Origin of the sequence: Acidiphilium sp. C61, from assembly GCF_905116885.1 — a bacterium.
Lineage (GTDB): Bacteria > Pseudomonadota > Alphaproteobacteria > Acetobacterales > Acetobacteraceae > Acidiphilium.
In genome coordinates, this window is record NZ_CAJHNI010000005.1 from 673,935 (window position 1) to 689,830 (window position 15,896).

At 58.7% G+C, this 15,896-nt stretch carries 18 protein-coding genes; 9 read left to right on the forward strand and 9 right to left on the reverse strand.

The annotated features are described in order from the left end of the window. Positions 1-72: 72 nt before the first annotated feature. Entirely contained in the window at positions 73-1,128 is a 1,056-nt protein-coding gene (locus HUW10_RS05955) for a cyclase family protein (protein WP_174502666.1), read from the reverse strand. A gap of 175 nt (positions 1,129-1,303) precedes the next feature. On the opposite strand from HUW10_RS05955, the gene HUW10_RS05960 reads away from it, so the two are divergent. From HUW10_RS05960 to HUW10_RS05970, 3 genes are all read left to right on the forward strand, one after another. Beyond that, on the forward strand, positions 1,304-1,702 hold the full coding sequence (locus HUW10_RS05960) for a helix-turn-helix transcriptional regulator (protein WP_236656243.1): 399 nt from the start codon (positions 1,304-1,306) through the stop codon (positions 1,700-1,702). 66 nt (positions 1,703-1,768) lie between these two features. Further along, on the forward strand, positions 1,769-2,191 hold the full coding sequence (gene arsC, locus HUW10_RS05965) for an arsenate reductase (glutaredoxin) (protein ID WP_174502667.1): 423 nt from the start codon (positions 1,769-1,771) through the stop codon (positions 2,189-2,191). 133 nt (positions 2,192-2,324) lie between these two features. Continuing rightward, positions 2,325-3,641, forward strand: a complete 1,317-nt coding sequence (locus HUW10_RS05970; RefSeq protein ID WP_291343748.1) for an arsenic transporter — start codon at positions 2,325-2,327, stop codon at positions 3,639-3,641. 29 nt (positions 3,642-3,670) lie between these two features. Here the strand turns inward: HUW10_RS05970 and HUW10_RS05975 are convergent, their stop codons facing one another. Together HUW10_RS05975 and HUW10_RS05980 are read right to left on the reverse strand one after the other, a co-directional pair. Continuing rightward, the gene (locus HUW10_RS05975) at positions 3,671-5,041 is read right to left on the reverse strand and encodes a HAMP domain-containing sensor histidine kinase (RefSeq protein WP_236656246.1); all 1,371 of its coding nucleotides are present in this window, start codon (positions 5,039-5,041) and stop codon (positions 3,671-3,673) included. 108 nt (positions 5,042-5,149) lie between these two features. Beyond that, entirely contained in the window at positions 5,150-5,833 is a 684-nt protein-coding gene (locus HUW10_RS05980; RefSeq protein WP_174502668.1) for a response regulator transcription factor, read from the reverse strand. A 952-nt stretch (positions 5,834-6,785) separates the two neighbouring features. Between HUW10_RS05980 and HUW10_RS05985 the strand changes: the two genes are divergently transcribed. From HUW10_RS05985 to HUW10_RS06000, 4 genes are read left to right on the forward strand one after another with little or no spacing between them, the layout of a single operon-like run. Next, entirely contained in the window at positions 6,786-7,208 is a 423-nt protein-coding gene (locus tag HUW10_RS05985; RefSeq protein WP_174502669.1) for an HPr kinase/phosphorylase, read from the forward strand. After that, positions 7,205-8,125, forward strand: coding sequence for an RNase adapter RapZ (rapZ, locus tag HUW10_RS05990; RefSeq protein ID WP_174502670.1), 921 nt, complete (start codon positions 7,205-7,207; stop codon positions 8,123-8,125). Before HUW10_RS05985 ends, rapZ begins: the two co-directional genes overlap by 4 nt. Next, positions 8,122-8,544 (forward strand): PTS sugar transporter subunit IIA, encoded by a 423-nt coding sequence (locus HUW10_RS05995; protein WP_174502671.1) that lies wholly within the window; start codon positions 8,122-8,124, stop codon positions 8,542-8,544. Before rapZ ends, HUW10_RS05995 begins: the two co-directional genes overlap by 4 nt. After that, entirely contained in the window at positions 8,541-8,834 is a 294-nt protein-coding gene (locus tag HUW10_RS06000) for an HPr family phosphocarrier protein (RefSeq protein WP_174502672.1), read from the forward strand. Before HUW10_RS05995 ends, HUW10_RS06000 begins: the two co-directional genes overlap by 4 nt. Positions 8,835-8,907: 73 nt before the next feature. Here HUW10_RS06000 and HUW10_RS06005 read toward each other — a convergent pair whose 3' ends face one another. The 6 genes from HUW10_RS06005 to HUW10_RS06030 form a co-directional block, all read right to left on the reverse strand. Continuing rightward, complete coding sequence (locus tag HUW10_RS06005; RefSeq protein ID WP_174502673.1) at positions 8,908-9,678, reverse strand: Bax inhibitor-1/YccA family protein; 771 nt, start codon at positions 9,676-9,678, stop codon at positions 8,908-8,910. 138 nt (positions 9,679-9,816) lie between these two features. Next, positions 9,817-10,086 carry a 30S ribosomal protein S15 gene (rpsO, locus tag HUW10_RS06010; RefSeq protein WP_174502674.1) on the reverse strand — a complete coding sequence of 90 codons (270 nt, stop codon included), beginning with the start codon at positions 10,084-10,086 and terminating at the stop codon, positions 9,817-9,819. A gap of 23 nt (positions 10,087-10,109) precedes the next feature. Continuing rightward, positions 10,110-11,045, reverse strand: coding sequence for a tRNA pseudouridine(55) synthase TruB (gene truB / locus HUW10_RS06015; RefSeq protein ID WP_174502675.1), 936 nt, complete (start codon positions 11,043-11,045; stop codon positions 10,110-10,112). Positions 11,046-11,130: 85 nt separating this feature from the next. Next, complete coding sequence (locus HUW10_RS06020) at positions 11,131-12,018, reverse strand: prephenate/arogenate dehydrogenase family protein (RefSeq protein ID WP_174504766.1); 888 nt, start codon at positions 12,016-12,018, stop codon at positions 11,131-11,133. Continuing rightward, positions 12,011-13,105 (reverse strand): histidinol-phosphate transaminase, encoded by a 1,095-nt coding sequence (hisC, locus tag HUW10_RS06025; RefSeq protein ID WP_174502676.1) that lies wholly within the window; start codon positions 13,103-13,105, stop codon positions 12,011-12,013. The genes HUW10_RS06020 and hisC overlap by 8 nt, the downstream gene beginning before the upstream one ends. Further along, positions 13,102-14,040 (reverse strand): chorismate mutase, encoded by a 939-nt coding sequence (locus tag HUW10_RS06030; RefSeq protein ID WP_236656247.1) that lies wholly within the window; start codon positions 14,038-14,040, stop codon positions 13,102-13,104. Before HUW10_RS06030 ends, hisC begins: the two co-directional genes overlap by 4 nt. 54 nt (positions 14,041-14,094) lie before the next feature. Here HUW10_RS06030 and HUW10_RS06035 point away from each other — a divergent pair, with 54 nt between their 5' ends. Beyond that, positions 14,095-15,240, forward strand: a complete 1,146-nt coding sequence (locus tag HUW10_RS06035; RefSeq protein ID WP_174502677.1) for a homoserine O-acetyltransferase — start codon at positions 14,095-14,097, stop codon at positions 15,238-15,240. Further along, entirely contained in the window at positions 15,237-15,890 is a 654-nt protein-coding gene (gene metW / locus HUW10_RS06040; RefSeq protein WP_174502678.1) for a methionine biosynthesis protein MetW, read from the forward strand. Before HUW10_RS06035 ends, metW begins: the two co-directional genes overlap by 4 nt. The last annotated feature ends 6 nt before the right edge of the window (positions 15,891-15,896 follow it).

The window sequence follows — 15,896 nt, forward strand, 5'->3', positions numbered from 1 at the left end:
CCTCCACCAGGTCCGATTTTGAGCGCTCTTGGCAACAGGCGGGCAAATCGCCCGGCCTGTTGTCCTGAAATTTCAAACGGTCGCGATCGGCGTTACTGGTGAGCCGACAGCGCCTGGCAGACGCAAGGGGGGGGCGGTCAGCAGGAACCTCGATCGACCGTTGGTTCGCAACCAGTCTGCGAGCGGCGTAAGATGCCATAGCTCGCCGAGATGGATCCCGTTCTTGAACAGGCAGTGTTCGTGGATCGGCAGAACCGAACAGCACTCGTCGGCGCCGGGTTGCGCCGGGAAGGCTTCGACGGCGTAATTGTCAGCAATCAGCACGGCGAGGCCACTTTCCGTGATCCAGTTCAGCAACCGGGAATCACGGCCGTTCAGAACTGCACAGGCTCCATGAAGGACTGTTGCATCCGGTTTGCGGTCCATGTCGAGGAGAAGCTGGGCAAAACCCGTATGCAGGCAGACCATGTCTCCGGTTTCGACCTCGACACGATCGGCCTCGATCACCCGCATGAGTTCATCATAGCCGACCAGGGTGCGGGCATCGCCATAATGGGCTCGCAGGTCGATCATCACGCCGCGCCCCTGCACCCCGCGACTGGCCATCCGCTCAATGCCCAACGCCCCGGCATTCGATGTGCTGTGTCGCCTCATCGCGGTCTGAATGCCGGCGTCCTTGCCATCCTCAGGTCCAACAATATGCTCTCCAGCACGGAAACCATTGTAAAATACTTTCTCTAGAATCCCATCTCCGTCGACGTCGAACAGACCGCCGACATGGGACAGTGCATCCCATTGCGTCGAATATTGCAGATGGATGATTGCCAGATCATCATTGAACACATCGGTTCGCGCACGCTCCGGGCCTGTCAGCGTGCAATTGAAATTGGGCCGATCCCCTCGCAAGGTTGGCCGCAGAACCGGCGGATGTCGCCGTTCATTGAGCAGGTTGCCGCCGGGATAATCGAGCGGCAGACTGAGACAGAAGACAAGTCCCTCACGCGCTTCAGCAAGCCCCTGCCGCACGTTTTCCGGCGTGATCAGGTTGAGGCGGCCATTCTGGTCATCCGGTCCGAAATCCCCCCAATTCGACCCTTCAGGTCGATGACGCCAGCGCGGGTTGGCCATTTCATTTCCCCTCTATCCATGTGTTGGCATTGCATTGATCAACAACATCAAGCGCGTTTAAGGGCAATCGTGAAGCCGCAAGCACGCCGAATTTTCACGTCCGACTCGCTCGCCAGATCCGACGACATCTCCAGATCGGCTTGCCAATGGCTTATGATATGATATTTCGATAATTATGGAAAAATCGCATCGTGGTCAGGAAGGGCGAGACATCGCCTGGATGGTGGCGGCTCTCTCTGCCCTTGCACACGAGCATCGGCTTGCGATCTATCGTCTGCTGGTTGAAGCAGGCCCGGTCGGGTTACCCGCAGGTGAGATTGCGGATCGCCTCGACATTGTGCCGTCATCCCTGACATTTCACGTTCAGGCCCTAGCAAGAGCCGATCTGATCACACAGCGGCGGGCGAGCCGCAACGTGATCTATGCGGCCGATTTTTCCGCCATGAACGATCTTTTGTCCTATCTGGCCAAAAATTGCTGTGGTCAGGATCCTTTCATCCATCCCGCATTGTGCGATCCCTGTCTTACGGCAACGCAACAAAGTCCGGAGCGGTCGGATGAGCATTTTACCTAATTATCAGTCCCGCGGGGGCCGAATGCAAAACCAAGGCAGCCGCATAAACCGACAAGGAACCGTATTGTGAGTGTTACGATCTATCATAATCCCGCCTGCGGCACATCACGCAACGTCCTGGGCCTTATCCGCAATGCGGGGATCGAGCCGATCGTGATCGAGTATCTGAAAACACCGCCAGGCCGCGAGCAATTGCGCGACCTGATCACGCGGATGGGAGTACCCACGCGCGCCATCCTGCGCGAAAAGGGAACACCCTATGCCGAACTTGGCCTCGACGACGATAAATTGACCGACGATGCACTTCTCGATGCGATGATGGCGCATCCGATCCTGATCAACCGGCCGATTGTGGTAACCGACAATGCCGTGCGTCTCTGCCGTCCTTCGGAAACGGTGCTCGACATTCTGCCCGCCCCCCAGCGGGGCGCCTTCGTCAAGGAAGACGGCCAGCAGGTGATAGACAACGCCGTTCAGAAACAACCCTGAACCTCCAGCTCATGGAGCACTTTCCGATCCTGATGGATCGGATGTAGTGCCCTATCATATTGATAAACAGAGCATCTTTATCCGACCAGATGACCCATCCGATCGGGCGATGCTCTAAGCCGGAAGAAAAATCATGCTCGCCTTCGCGATTTTCATCGCCACGCTCGTGCTCGTCATCTGGCAGCCCCGCGGCCTTGGCATCGGCTGGAGCGCGATGGCCGGCGCGGTGGTCGATCTCGCGCTCGGCATTGTCCACTGGCGGAATATTCCCACCGTCTGGCACATCGTCTGGAACGCGACTTTCACTTTCGTCGCGCTGATCGTGATTTCGTTGCTGCTCGACGAGGCTGGCTTCTTTCGCTGGGCGGCGCTGCATGTCGCTCGCTGGGGACGAGGGCGCGGGCGATGGCTCCTGCCACTGGTCGTGCTGCTGGGTTTCGTGATTTCTGCTGTCTTCGCCAATGACGGGGCCGCCCTGCTGCTGACGCCGATCGTCATGGCGATTCTCGCCAGCCTCGAATTTCCCCCCGCGGCGGCACTCGCCTTCATCATCGCGACCGGCTTCGTCGCAGATACGACGAGTCTGCCGCTCGTCATCTCCAACCTCGTCAACATCGTCAGCGCCAATTTCTTCGGGATCGGCTTCAACCGCTACGCCCTGGTGATGGTTCCGGTCGATTTCGTCGCCCTCGCCGCGACGCTGGCCGTGCTGATGCTCTGCTACGGCAAAGCCTCCAACCGGCACTACGATGTCACCGAACTCGAAACCCCGGCACACGCCATTCACGACCACGTGGTCTTCCGCGCCGCGTGGCCGGTGCTGATCCTGCTGCTCGCAGCCTATTTCGTCACCGCGCCGCTGGGTGTGCCCGTTTCCTACGTGACGATCGCCGGCGCGCTCGTATTGCTCGCACTTGCGGCCCGCTGGCCCGCTGGCGGCCGCCGTGTGATTGATGTCGGGCGCGTGTTGCATGGCGCACCCTGGCAGGTCGTGATCTTCAGCCTCGGGATGTATCTGGTTGTCTACGGGCTACGCAACGCCGGGCTCACCGGCCATCTCGCCGCCCTGCTGCGGATCTTCGCCGCGCATGGGATCTGGGCCGCCTCGCTCGGCACTGGCATCCTCGCTGCCCTGCTCTCCTCGGTGATGAACAACCTGCCGAGCGTGCTGGTCGGCGCGCTGGCCATCGCCCATGTTCACGCCTCCACCACGATTCGCGACGCGATGGTCTATGCCAATGTCATCGGCTGCGATCTCGGCCCCAAGCTCACCCCGATCGGCAGCCTCGCGACGCTGCTTTGGCTGCATGTCCTTGCCGGCAAGGGAGTGCGGATCGGCTGGGGCGAATACATGCGTATCGGCCTGCTGATCACGCCGCCGGTTCTGCTGGCGGCACTGGCCGCACTGGCATTCTGGCTACCGATGACCTTTTCAGCCGGCCACGGATAACGTCCGGTGGTTTGATAATCATCAGTAGCTTATTCTGCCATTGACGCAGCCGCTTCCGGTTGCCCGGCTGCCGGGCGGGTTTCGTCTTTCTGCGCAAGCACAAGACGCGCACGCAGCCCGGGCTGGTTATCCTCAAGCAACAAGGTCCCGCCGTGCAACTGCGCAATCGCCGACACGAGAGCCAGGCCCAACCCAGATCCCGGCGTGGAACGGGCCGACTCCGCGCGGTAAAAACGCTCGGTCGCGCGGGATAGGTCAGCTTCGGGAATTCCGGGCCCGTGATCAGCGACGATAATTTCCACACGCCCCCCGCCAGCGTGAGCGGAAATCGTTACCTTGTCCGCCTGGCTGGAAAACTTGATGGCGTTGTCGAGCAGATTCGCGACAGCCTGCTGGAGCATGTCGCGATCACCGAAAAGCGGAATTGATTTGGGCCAATTCCTGAGAATCGAAATGCCGCGCTCATCTGCAAGAGCGTCAAAGAATTCGGCGAGATCATCTAGCACAGGTGCAAGATCGATATCCCTGAAAGCCGATCGCCTGGCTCCCGCCTCAATTTCCGCGATGCGCAGCAACGCCTGAAAGACGTTCACGATTCCGTCGAGATCAAGGGTCGCACGCTCGACCGCGTTGCGCAGTTCCTCACTGGTGCGGGCATGTGATGCAGCGTCCTCAAGCCGTGTGCGCGCCCGGGTGATAGGCGTACGGAGATCATGCGCGATCGCGTTGGAGACCTCGCGAACGCCGTCCATCAGCTTGGCAATCCGGTCGAGCATATCGTTGATCGTTTCGGCGAGTTCGTCGAACTCGTCGCCATTGCCGGAGCGGCGTACCCGCCGGGTCAGATCTCCCCGGGCAATCGCACGCGTGATGCCGGATATATCCGCAAGCGAACGCTTGAACAGGCCGCGAATGACGATGGCGCCGAGAACCCCCAGAAACGCCATAGCCGCCAGCGCCCAGAGAAGACCGTCCCGCAAGATACGTCGCAACTGCGCGCGCGTGCTGACGTCCCGCCCAACAAGCAACTGAAAGCCACCGGGTAGTTCGTAATATCGAATCAGTGCCGTCGATTTTCGCCCTCCCCGTTCGAGCGGCACCTGATACCAGACATGCGCGGTGGTGATTCCTTGCGGCCAACGGCTCATGTTGCCGGCAATCCGGTTGCCAAGGGGATCAACCAGCAAATAGATGGCGTGATCGTTTATGTCCTCGCTGATCCGGCTATCCAGCGTGATAACCAGAGCGGTCAGCCCGCCGGCCTCGAAATGAGTGGCAAGACTACGGGCATCCACCCGTATCGCTTCGTGGGTCTGCCGCCCCAGAAGGCCGATCGTTGAATAATAGAGCGAGCCCGCGAGCACGATGGCCGATATGCCGAAAACAAGGGCATAGAACACCGCGAAACGGACCCCCGCCGAACGCAGGAGTCGGTTCTGCACTCCCCGCGGTTGAAGCGGATCCTGCCCCTCTGTCGTACCGGATAGAGACCTTGCCACCGACGGGCCTTAGGGTTCCTCAACGCGAAGCATATAGCCAGCGTTACGCACCGTATGCAGCAAGGGCAAATCGAACGGCTTGTCGATTTTCTGGCGAAGCCGCGAAATGTGCACATCGATCACATTGGTCTGCGGATCGAAGTGATAGTCCCACACGCCCTCGAGAAGCATGGTTCGCGTGACGACCTGGCCGGCATGGCGCATAAGATATTCGAGCAACCGGAACTCACGCGGCTGAAGATCTATCTTCTGGCCAGCGCGCTTCACACCCCGGGACAGCAGATCCATTTCGAGATCTCCCACCGCAAGGCGCGTCGAAGGCCCCTCGCCCTTGCCACGCCGCGCCATCGCCTCGACACGCGCCAGCAATTCCGCGAATGCGAATGGCTTGGTGAGATAGTCGTCTCCCCCCGCCTTCAGTCCCTTGACCCGGTCATCCACCTCCCCGAGCGCAGACAGAAACAGGACGGGTGTCGCGTTATCCTGAGCACGAAGCGTCTCAAGCAGCCGCAGCCCGTCGATCCCGCCAGGGAGCATTCGGTCGAGAATGATTGCGTCAAAATTCTCGGACGCAGCCATGAACAAGCCATCACGGCCATTATCGGCATGCTCGACAGTATGCCCGGCCTCCCGCAAGCCTTTAACTACAAAGCCGCCGACATCCTTGTCATCCTCAACAACCAATATCCTCATGATTGCCCCCCAAATTCAGCAGGCCCAAAGGCACCTGTTACAAATTGTGTCCACATCTTGCGATTTTTTTGCCTCCGAAAAGCAACTCTTGCGAACGGCACCGCTATGACCCCGGAATTTCATCATCTGCTTTTGCCACGTAAATGAGACTTTGTCCTGATGGCAAGATTATCGACAACGACGCGCGGCCCCGGCAAATGGCCGAGACCGAAGCGCCATATCTCATGACTTGTACAATATTCATCCGCATGATTTTGTCCCGTATCGCGCAAAAGACAACGACGAGCGAAAAATTTTTAATTCAATATTTTATGATACGTATCTAAAGAAATTGAATTCAAAGTAAATTTTTCATCATAAAAAATTTTATTGAATTTTTATTGTATATTATATCTGTTAAATTTCCAATGAATCGATATATGCGCCGATTTACATATGATGAAATCAATGCCCATCGACGCCTAATTATTTTCAAACAAGACCCCAAACAAATCACTCCGGCAATCCTTACTCACGCCAGATCGATTTTCATGCCATACGATTTCGACACGTGATAACTAAAATGCACTTTCTAAAGCGTTTCATCAACGTTACGAGTTATGCACATTCATAAAACATATTTTGGAAGAAACGGGGTTTTATTGGTAATTTTTTATTATTCATGAAATTGATAAGTAAAATTATTATGATTAATTTTTTGTCATTTTGTAGGAAATATCTTTGTGACCAATATTTTATAAATATATCACAAATAATTGTAAATAGAACTTTTCAATAATTGATATTTATTATTGGCGGCAAATCTCTTGTCGCTGCACGACGACCTCCCATCATATAACCTTAGATAGTAATCCATAAAATTATTGGTTGCATTGAATTACCCGAGGGCCTGTCCATCGGATCGGAAGCCTCTCTTTCGCTTTTGCCGAAAACTTGCCACAATTGCATCGAGATGATTTTATATGGGTCCTGTGCGGCGCTGGATGACGATGGTGTCTTGTTGCTTGGTCCATCCGGATCAGGCAAATCTGACTTATTGCTGAGACTTCTCGATCGGGGATTTTCGCTCGTTTCCGATGATCAAGTCAGCATCGAAGGCGAATTCGCATCGGCGCCTCCGTCGCTTTTGGGTATCATAGAGTTGCGGGGCTTGGGTCTATTCAAGGTTCCCGCGACCAGAATCGCCCGCTTGCGTTTGGCCGTGCAGCTTGGGAACGAACAAGATCGCTTGCCGTTCCCTAAGCGCAATGCTGAGCTGAATGTCCCGGAAATCTTCATAGATCCGCGCCTGGATTCAGCGCCTATCAAGGTCCAATGGGCTCTCGACACCATCGCCGGGCGTCGGGAGCAAGTTTGCGGGTGCTTTGTATCATGAGGGATCAACCCAGCCGGTTGATTATCGTAACCGGACTGTCAGGTGCCGGCCGTAATTCCGGCTTGAGGGCACTGGAGGACATCGGCTATGAGGCCGTGGATAATCCGCCTCTGGCGATTGTCGAAACCCTCGCCCGGGTGGACAGGCCTCTTGCTGTGGGGATCGACACACGCACAAGGGATTTTTCCGTCGAGGATGTCCTATCCACAATCGATCGCCTGCGCTCCAGCGCCTCTGTCCATCCGGAATTGCTGTTCCTGACTGCCAGCCCGGAAGCCTTGCAGCGTCGGTTCAGCGAGACCAGAAGGCGACATCCTCTGGCGCTGACAGGCAAGGTGACAGAGGGAATCGAAGCCGAGCAGGCTCTGACGCTTCCCCTTCGGAACGCTGCGGATTGGGTCATAGATACATCGCAATTGTCATTGACCAGCCTGCGTCAAATTATCGAGCAGAGGTTTGGCCTCGGCGGCCCAGGCATGACCATCACCCTGGTATCGTTTGGCTTTCCTTCCGGATTGCCTCAGGAGGCTGACCTCGTCATCGACACGCGCTTCCTGCGAAACCCGCATTACATACCGGATCTGCGGGAAAAGACCGGGCTTGACCCTGCCGTGAGAACCTATATCTCGGAGGATCCTGACTTCCCAGAGTTCTACGAGCGGGTCGGTGGCCTGATTGAGTTCCTGTTACCGCGCTTTGTTCGTGAGGGCAAAAAATACGTAATGATCGCAATTGGTTGTACTGGCGGAAAACATCGCTCGGTTTCGCTTGTCGAAATGCTCGGGACAAGGCTGAGCGACAGGGGATGGGGTGTGCTCGTCGAGCATCGCAATCTGGACATGAAATCTGTCGTGGTCCCGCACGACAACGCAACCGGCAATGCTGCCAGCCAGCCAACGGTCGGAGTTGAAAAATGATCGGTATGGTGCTGGTCAGTCATGGCAACCTTGGTGTTGCGCTGCGGGAAGCCCTCGAACATGTCGTTGGGCCTCAGCGTAATATCGCGACCGTTTCCGTTGAGGCCGATGCCGATATAGAGACGCAACGGAAGGAGATCGCGGAACGCGTGTCGGATGTCGATGCCGGCGACGGCGTCGTCGTGCTGACTGACATGTTCGGCGGTACGCCATGCAATCTGGCCATGAGTATGCTTGACCGGGATGACGTGGAGGTCATCGCGGGTGTGAACCTGCCGATGCTCGTCAAACTGGCCAAAATACGCGGATCATACAACCTGTCTGATGCCGTTCACTGTGCTGAGGAAGCAGGCCGTAAATATATTGCCTGCGGATCAGACATTCTCCACCCATCGGCTCCGAAACGCGCCTGCGGATGAATACAGATCAATCGCCTGTTCGGCTGACTCAAACAGTCACGATCACCAATACCCGCGGACTCCACGCCCGAGCTGCCGCCAAGCTTGTAACCCTTGCAGAAAAATTCAGTGCGGCACTGGAGGTATCTCGGGATGGTCAAACCGTCTCCGCGCAGTCGATCATGGGATTGATGATGCTTGGCGCTGGGCTTGGATCGACTGTCGAGATTTCAGCAGAGGGATGGGATGCCAAAGAAGCCCTCGCTGCGGTGGTGGAACTGGTCGAGGCGGGGTTTTATGAGACGGGCTAAAAAGTACGAATAGTGCGCCAACAGAAACAGGCTCTGGATATTTCCAGAGCCTGTTTTTTTATGGACACAGAACTCAGTTTTTACGGTTACCCATGAACTGCAGGAGAAACAGGAACAGGTTAATGAAATTCAAATATAACTGAAGCGCATCATATACACTTCGCTTCGCTGCTACATCGTCGCCGAAGCGGGATCCATATTGGAGATAATCCGCTTTGATTCTTTGCGTATCGTAAGCGGCGAGGCCAGTGAAAATCAGAACGCCAATCGCACTGATCGCGAATTGCACCACAGGGGAGTGCAGAAAAATATTTACGATCATGGCAACCAGCAGTCCAATGACACCCATCACCAGGAAACTGCCGAATTTGGTAAGGTCATTCCGCGTCGTGTAGCCGTAAAGGCTCATGCTGCCAAAGGTAACGGCCGTGACAAAGAATGTCGTCAGAATAGACTGGCCGGTATAGACAAGGAAGATATTGGTTAGGCTCGCCCCCATCACAGCGCAGAACGCCCAGAACAGTGCCTGAGCCTGCGTCGTGCTGAGTTTGTTCACACCGAACGACATCACGAGCATGAACCCGAGCGGCGCGAAAATGCTGATATAAGCCAATATTCCCGGCTGACGTATCATCGCGCCGCCAGGCGCCGCCACAAGGGGGTAAAAGGCGTTGATAAGGCCGGTATTGGCGATTGCGTAGGAGACGATCGCCGTCAGCAGAAGGCCAGACGCCATCCAATTATAGACCCGCAGCATGTATGCCCGCAGGCCTTCGTCCAGAACGCCTGTACCTGCCGCAACCGATGCGCTGCGATAGGAACGCATGTCAGGACCCATAGCCATGATTGCTTGCCACTCCTCGTCAGGCGGCGGAATGCCACCATCAGCCTTATTTTGGCCATTCGCGCCCGCCGATCAAGCATAATCGGCGGGCGGAGGATGAGATCGGTGTAACGATTTGGCGTTTGGAGGGAATTCAGCTCAGCGACGCAGGCCGAGACGACCGATCAGGGCTTCGTAACGCTTCACATCCTGACGCTTGACATAGTCCAGAAGGCGGCGCCGGCGACCGACGAGCATGAGGAGGCCGCGGCGCGAGTGGAAATCCTTCGCATGCGTCTTCAGATGCTCGGTGAGATTGACAATCCGTTCGGTCAGAAGCGCAACCTGCACTTCCGGGCTGCCCGTGTCGCTGGGCTGTTTCGCGTATTCGCCAATCAGTTCCTGCCGGCGATCCGGTGTAATCGACATCGGATATACTCCTGTTTTTAAAGTTAAAGCACGCGTTCAGGCTTGAGCAGGCCGTCACCCAGCCGGCCCAGAGCCACAAAACGGCCGCTCGTCATCAGCCGTGCCAACCCACCATTGGGATCACATGACGGATGAATCCGCCCCATGAACTGAACAAGGCTCAACGCCTGGCCATTTCCAAGGGCAGCAGCTTCCGTTTCGGTCAGGGCCAGAGCCGGGATGTCGTCCAGCGCGGTCCCGACGGGAAGCAGGAAACTCGAATCAGCACCGGGGCTATCGCCGGAATCGGTAATCTTGTCCAGCGGAATCGCCGCCGCCTCCTCGAACGGACCAACGGAAAGTCGACGCAGCGCAGCTATGTGGCCGACCGTGTTCACCGCCAGCGCCACATCGCGCGCGAGCGATCGCATGTAGACGCCTTTCCCCGATTCGACCTCGAAGATGGCATGATCTGCATCAGGCCGGTCAACCAGTTCAAACCGCGACACCTGTGCCGGGCGAGGCGGCAATTCAGGAGCCAACCCGGCGCGGGCTAGGTCATACGCCCGTTCACCACCAATCTTGATGGCCGAGAAAGCGGGCGGCACCTGCATGATATTGCCCCGGAACCTCCCCAGAACCCCCTCGATTGCAGATGTTTCCGGACGTATGGCCGATGTCGCGACAACGGCCCCATCGGCATCGTCGGTGTCACGGGCCTCACCGAAACAAAGGGTGAAGCGATAGCGCTTGGAGCCGTCCATGACGTAGGGCACCATCTTCGTTGCCCGCCCAAGGGCTATTGGCAACACCCCCGTCGCCAGCGGATCGAGTGTACCGCCATGACCGACTTTGGCTGCCTGCAATGCCCGTTTGATGCGAGCCACAGCGTGAGCGCTGGTGATCCCTTGCGGCTTGTCCAGTATGATCCAGCCATCGATGATGCGTCCGCGTTTCTGCCGCGGCTGATGAGGCGCCATGTTATCCTGCAATGTCTTTGGGGTGCTGCGCCTGATAGCGAAGCCGGCATGGCGTGGCAAACGCTGCAGGCTTCGGTCAGCGAAATCAGGCCTGATTGATGTCGATCAGGGCTTGCCGGATCTTCCGGCCACGTAAAACCTTGTCTTCGATGTAGGCCGCGTCGCCCCAACGAACAGCCCGCGCCATAGCCTGCGCGTCTTCGGTGAATCGCGCGAGCATTTCCAGCAGAGCTTCCCGGTTGTTCAGGAAGACGTCCCGCCACATCGTGGGGTCGGATGCCGCAATACGCGTGAAATCCCGGAAACCGGAGGCCGCAAACTGCAGGACTTCCTTCCTCGTCTCGTCCGCCAGATCATCCGCTGTCCCGCAAATCGTAAACGCGATCAGGTGGGGCAGATGGCTTACGATGGCCACGACACGATCGTGATGGGCTGCGTCCATCACGCTCACCATCGCGCCGGCGCGCTCCCAAAACAGCCTCATGCGGGCAACGGCGTCCTGGTCAGTCCCGGTTACGGGCGTCAGGAGGCACCAGCGTCCCTTGAAAAGATCCGCGAAGCCGGCATCGGGGCCGGAAAATTCGGTTCCCGCCATCGGATGCGCCGGCACGAAGTGAACCCCATCCGGTAGATGCGGACCGATGTCACGGATGACCGACTGCTTGGTCGAGCCGACATCGCTGACAATTGCGCCCGGCGCGATATGGGGCCCCACGATCTCCGCCAAGGCGGCATAGGCACCGACCGGCGCGCAAAAGATCACGCAGTCGGCCCCCTGCACGGCGCGTGCCGGATCGATCTCGCATTCATCGGCGATGCCGAGTTCGGCTACCCGATCGAGGGTTGCCTGCGTGCGGGCATTGGCCACGACGGTCCGGGCAAGATCCCCGCGTTCGCGGGCAATCCGTGCAATCGATGACCCGATGAGCCCGAAGCCGAGCAGCACAAGCCGGTTGAACAGTGGCTCAGGCATGCTGTCGGCCAAACTCGTCGAGCGCATCAGCCGCAGCGGCGCACTCATCATCGGTCCCGATCGTGATTCTGAGGCATTGCGGCAACCCGTAAGCTGCCACCCGCCGGACGATGATGCCGCGGTTGCGCAGATGCAGGTCCGCGGCGGCGGCGCGATCCGTTGTTTCCATATCGGCAAGCAGGAAATTCGCGCTGCTCGGCCAGACATGGAACCCTGCTCGCTGGATACGGGCCGAGAGTTCGGCCCGCGCCCGGGTATTGTGGCTCCGGCTGCGTTGCACCCACCCCTGCTCGGCCAGCGCCGCAATCCCCGCTGCCGCGGCAGGTCCGCTCACGTTGAAAGGCATCCTCGTCCGGTTGAGCACGTCGATGATCGCCGGCGCTGCATACGCCCATCCGAGCCTCAGGCCACCCAGACCGAAGATCTTGGAAAATGTCCGGGTCATCACCGTGTTTTCACTCGCATCGACCAGGCCGACGCCTGGATCGTAGTCACCGTCTTCGACATATTCCGCATAGGCCGCATCCAGCACCAGCAGGACATGCGATGGCAACTGACGCCGCAGCCGCACGATCTCGGCAGACGGCACGAGCGTGCCGGTGGGGTTGTTGGGGTTGGCCAGGAATACAAGCCGGGTGGCCGGTGTCACTTCGGCGAGCATGGCATCGATATCGGCGGTCAGGTCGCGCTCCGCAGCCTTGCGCACCTCCATGCCCGCGAGCCGCGCAGCGATCTCGTAGATCAGAAACCCATGGCGGCTCATGACCAGTTCGGTGCCCGGCCCGCCATAGGACTGGATGAGCAGGGAAATCAGGTCATCGGACCCGTTGCCGCAAACAATCCTGGCCGGATCGAGATCAAAATGCCGGCCAATCGCGTTGCGCAGTTCGACGGCGCCGCCATCGGGATATCTGTGAATCTTCGACGCAACGGTCTGCAACGCGGCAATAGCACCGGGAGGAGGGCCAAAGGCCCCCTCATTCGACGACAGCTTGATGACCCGGCTTACTCCGTTCAGATGGGATTCACCGCCGACATAGGGCGGCACGGAGAATACGGCGGGCCGAGCCGCAGGCGATCCGGTCATCGCATCATGCCCGATGCGCCGATTGGGCTGGCATAGGCACCAAGCACGACCGGCGGTGCAGGGAACGTCGAAATAGCGCCAAGCCGCGGGTCCTCGCGCGGAATATAGCCATCAACGTCCGCCAGCGCATAAGCCGCCTCCCGCCTCGCAATCCGGCGGATCAGCAACGAACCGACATCGAACCCTGCGTCGCGCAGGATCCCGAGGATCCGTGCAGTGCTGGTATCGGGAACAATCTCGATCCCGATCAGGCTCCTGTCTTCGCCGCTCGCATCCGGAACGAACGACGACACGACATAGGCTTCCGACTGAGGCACCCCTTCACCGCGCTTCGCCCAGAACGGCAACTTCGCGACGATCGACAGCCGCGGGAGGCCGCCATGCATCAGGCCGACCCACCATGCCGCCTGATCGTCATCCTCATCGGATGGGATGGGCAAGACGGCCGCATGGGCAATTTCACTCGTGATGTCTGTGAGTGCCTGCGAGGGCGTGCGATGCCGGCGCATGGACGTCAGCGGTCCGAAATGTTCACGGGCCAGGGCAAGCAAATCAGCCTGACCGCCATCCGCAACGGCAATGACAAGCCCACCCTCGATCATCAGGGCGCCGGAAAAGAGTTCCCGCCAGATCCTTGTGATCGTATGCGGCGGCAGCCCTCCCTCGTGGCGGGCGAGCAGGCGGCGCAGAATCGCGGCCTCGCGGCCAGGCCGGATCATCACACCGCGCTTCCCGCCTTGCGAACGCACACGCTCGATGATTTCCGCGCGCTGCATCAGCATGTCGTGGATACGGTCGTCGAGGGAGTCGATTTCGGCGCGAAGCCGGGACAGCGCCTCCGGGGCGGTGTCCTGAGGAGGTGATGCAGGCGGCATTTCAGACATGGCATTCCAATAAGCTGAATTCGACTTTAACTGATACAGGAGGTTCGCCACACGGCAAGCCCCATCCTTGCCGCATGCTTGGGTTGAGCGCATATCCTGCGAGCCATGGACCACTCACCCTTTCCCGATATTCCCCATCAGAAGGTATCGTTTCCCGATGGCCTTGCTCTGGATTGCGGCGTGACGCTCCAGCGGCTCGAAGTCGCATACCGGACATATGGCACACTCAATGCAGAAAAAAACAACGCGGTTCTGATCTGTCATGCCCTGACGGGCGACCAGTATGTGGCGGAGCAACACCCGCTGACCGGCAAGCCTGGCTGGTGGAACGCGCTGGTGGGGCCGGGCAAGCCAATCGATACACGACGGTTTTTCGTGGTCTGCGCGAATGTTCTGGGCGGCTGCATGGGCTCGACAGGCCCTCGCAGCCCGCGGAACCATGAAACCGACGATGCCTGGTCGGTCGATTTTCCTGCCATCACCATCCAGGACATGGTGAGAGCCCAAAAGAAGCTGATCGACTGGCTGGGAATCGAACGGCTTTTTGCCGTTGTCGGCGGCTCGATGGGCGGCATGCAGGTACTGGCCTGGGCGTCGATGTATCCGGACCAGGTCTTCGCTGCGGTTCCGATCGCGACAGCGCCATACCACTCCGCACAGAACATCGCCTTTCATGAGGTCGGCCGGCAGGCGATCTATACCGACCCGGATTTTCACGACGGTCACTACCGCGCACATGGGGTGATCCCCGCACGCGGGCTCGCTGTCGCCCGCATGACCGCGCACATCACCTATCTTTCCGAAGCGGCGCTGACGCGAAAATTCGGCCGGCGCCTGCAGCGCCAGACCGCCCTCCCCTCGCCGCTGTTCGGAGAGCGTTTCGCCGTCGAGAGCTACCTCGAGCATCAAGGGTCGAGTTTTGTGCGCCGCTTCGATGCGAACTCATATATCGTGATCACGCGGGCGATGGATTATTTCGACCTCGCTGCCGACCATGGAGGATCGCTGGCTGTGGCCTTTCGCCACACGAAATCGCGTTTCCTGCTGGTCTCGTTCAGTTCCGACTGGCTGTTTCCGACCGCCGAAAGCCGAACGATGGCCCGCGCGCTGAACCAGGTCGCCGCAAATGTCAGTTTTGTCGAAATCCTGAGCGACAAGGGACATGATGCCTTCCTGCTCGATGAGCCGGATTTCCACCGCACGGTTGCCGGCTTCATCTCCGGCGCGGCGGAAGCGGCGGGGCTGCAATGAGCCAGGCAACACCGGTGCGGTTCGTTGCCAAAAACCTGCGTGTCGATCTTGAATTGATCGCAGGGATGATCCCCCCGGGCTCCCGCGTGCTTGATATCGGCTGCGGCGATGGGGCGTTGATCGACCTTCTGGCCCGCACCCGGCGATGCGATGCCCGCGGCATCGAGATCGACATGGCCGAAGTCACCCGCGCCGTCGCGCATGGCCTGCCGGTGATGCAGGGAGACGCGGATACCGACCTTATCCATTACCCCGACAACACATTCGATTATGTCGTTCTGTCGCGCACGCTCCAGGCTGTCGAACAGCCGCGCGAAGTGCTGCGCCAGATGCTGCGCGTCGGCACCAGGGCGATCGTCAGCTTTCCGAATTTCGGTCACTGGAGCCTGCGCTGGCAGTTATTCTCGACAGGCCGCATGCCGATGACCACGACGTGGAACCGGATGTGGTACGAGACACCCAACATCCATCCCTGCACGATCCGCGACTTCTTCGACCTCTGTGCGAAGGACCGCTATCAGGTCGAACAATGGCTGGCGGCCGACGAGGCCGGGCGGCGTGCGCCGTGGCGCCGCTTTCCGCTGCTGGCCAATCTGTTCGGCGAGCAGGGTTTGTTCGTGTTGAAGCGCGAACTGGCGATGGAAAGCTGAAACCGG

What these genes read in the sequence shown, in the direction of transcription:
- HUW10_RS05955 (WP_174502666.1), bottom strand. Translation starts at nt 1,128, where the DNA reads ATGGCCAACCCGCGCTGGCGTCATCGACCTGAAGGGTCGAATTGGGGG.
- HUW10_RS05960 (WP_236656243.1), top strand. Translation starts at nt 1,304, where the DNA reads ATGGAAAAATCGCATCGTGGTCAGGAAGGGCGAGACATCGCCTGGATG.
- HUW10_RS05970 (WP_291343748.1), top strand. Translation starts at nt 2,325, where the DNA reads ATGCTCGCCTTCGCGATTTTCATCGCCACGCTCGTGCTCGTCATCTGG.
- HUW10_RS05980 (WP_174502668.1), bottom strand. Translation starts at nt 5,833, where the DNA reads ATGAGGATATTGGTTGTTGAGGATGACAAGGATGTCGGCGGCTTTGTA.
- HUW10_RS05985 (WP_174502669.1), top strand. Translation starts at nt 6,786, where the DNA reads ATGATTTTATATGGGTCCTGTGCGGCGCTGGATGACGATGGTGTCTTG.
- rapZ (WP_174502670.1), top strand. Translation starts at nt 7,205, where the DNA reads ATGAGGGATCAACCCAGCCGGTTGATTATCGTAACCGGACTGTCAGGT.
- HUW10_RS05995 (WP_174502671.1), top strand. Translation starts at nt 8,122, where the DNA reads ATGATCGGTATGGTGCTGGTCAGTCATGGCAACCTTGGTGTTGCGCTG.
- HUW10_RS06000 (WP_174502672.1), top strand. Translation starts at nt 8,541, where the DNA reads ATGAATACAGATCAATCGCCTGTTCGGCTGACTCAAACAGTCACGATC.
- HUW10_RS06005 (WP_174502673.1), bottom strand. Translation starts at nt 9,678, where the DNA reads ATGGCTATGGGTCCTGACATGCGTTCCTATCGCAGCGCATCGGTTGCG.
- rpsO (WP_174502674.1), bottom strand. Translation starts at nt 10,086, where the DNA reads ATGTCGATTACACCGGATCGCCGGCAGGAACTGATTGGCGAATACGCG.
- truB (WP_174502675.1), bottom strand. Translation starts at nt 11,045, where the DNA reads ATGGCGCCTCATCAGCCGCGGCAGAAACGCGGACGCATCATCGATGGC.
- HUW10_RS06020 (WP_174504766.1), bottom strand. Translation starts at nt 12,018, where the DNA reads ATGCCTGAGCCACTGTTCAACCGGCTTGTGCTGCTCGGCTTCGGGCTC.
- hisC (WP_174502676.1), bottom strand. Translation starts at nt 13,105, where the DNA reads ATGACCGGATCGCCTGCGGCTCGGCCCGCCGTATTCTCCGTGCCGCCC.
- HUW10_RS06035 (WP_174502677.1), top strand. Translation starts at nt 14,095, where the DNA reads ATGGACCACTCACCCTTTCCCGATATTCCCCATCAGAAGGTATCGTTT.
- metW (WP_174502678.1), top strand. Translation starts at nt 15,237, where the DNA reads ATGAGCCAGGCAACACCGGTGCGGTTCGTTGCCAAAAACCTGCGTGTC.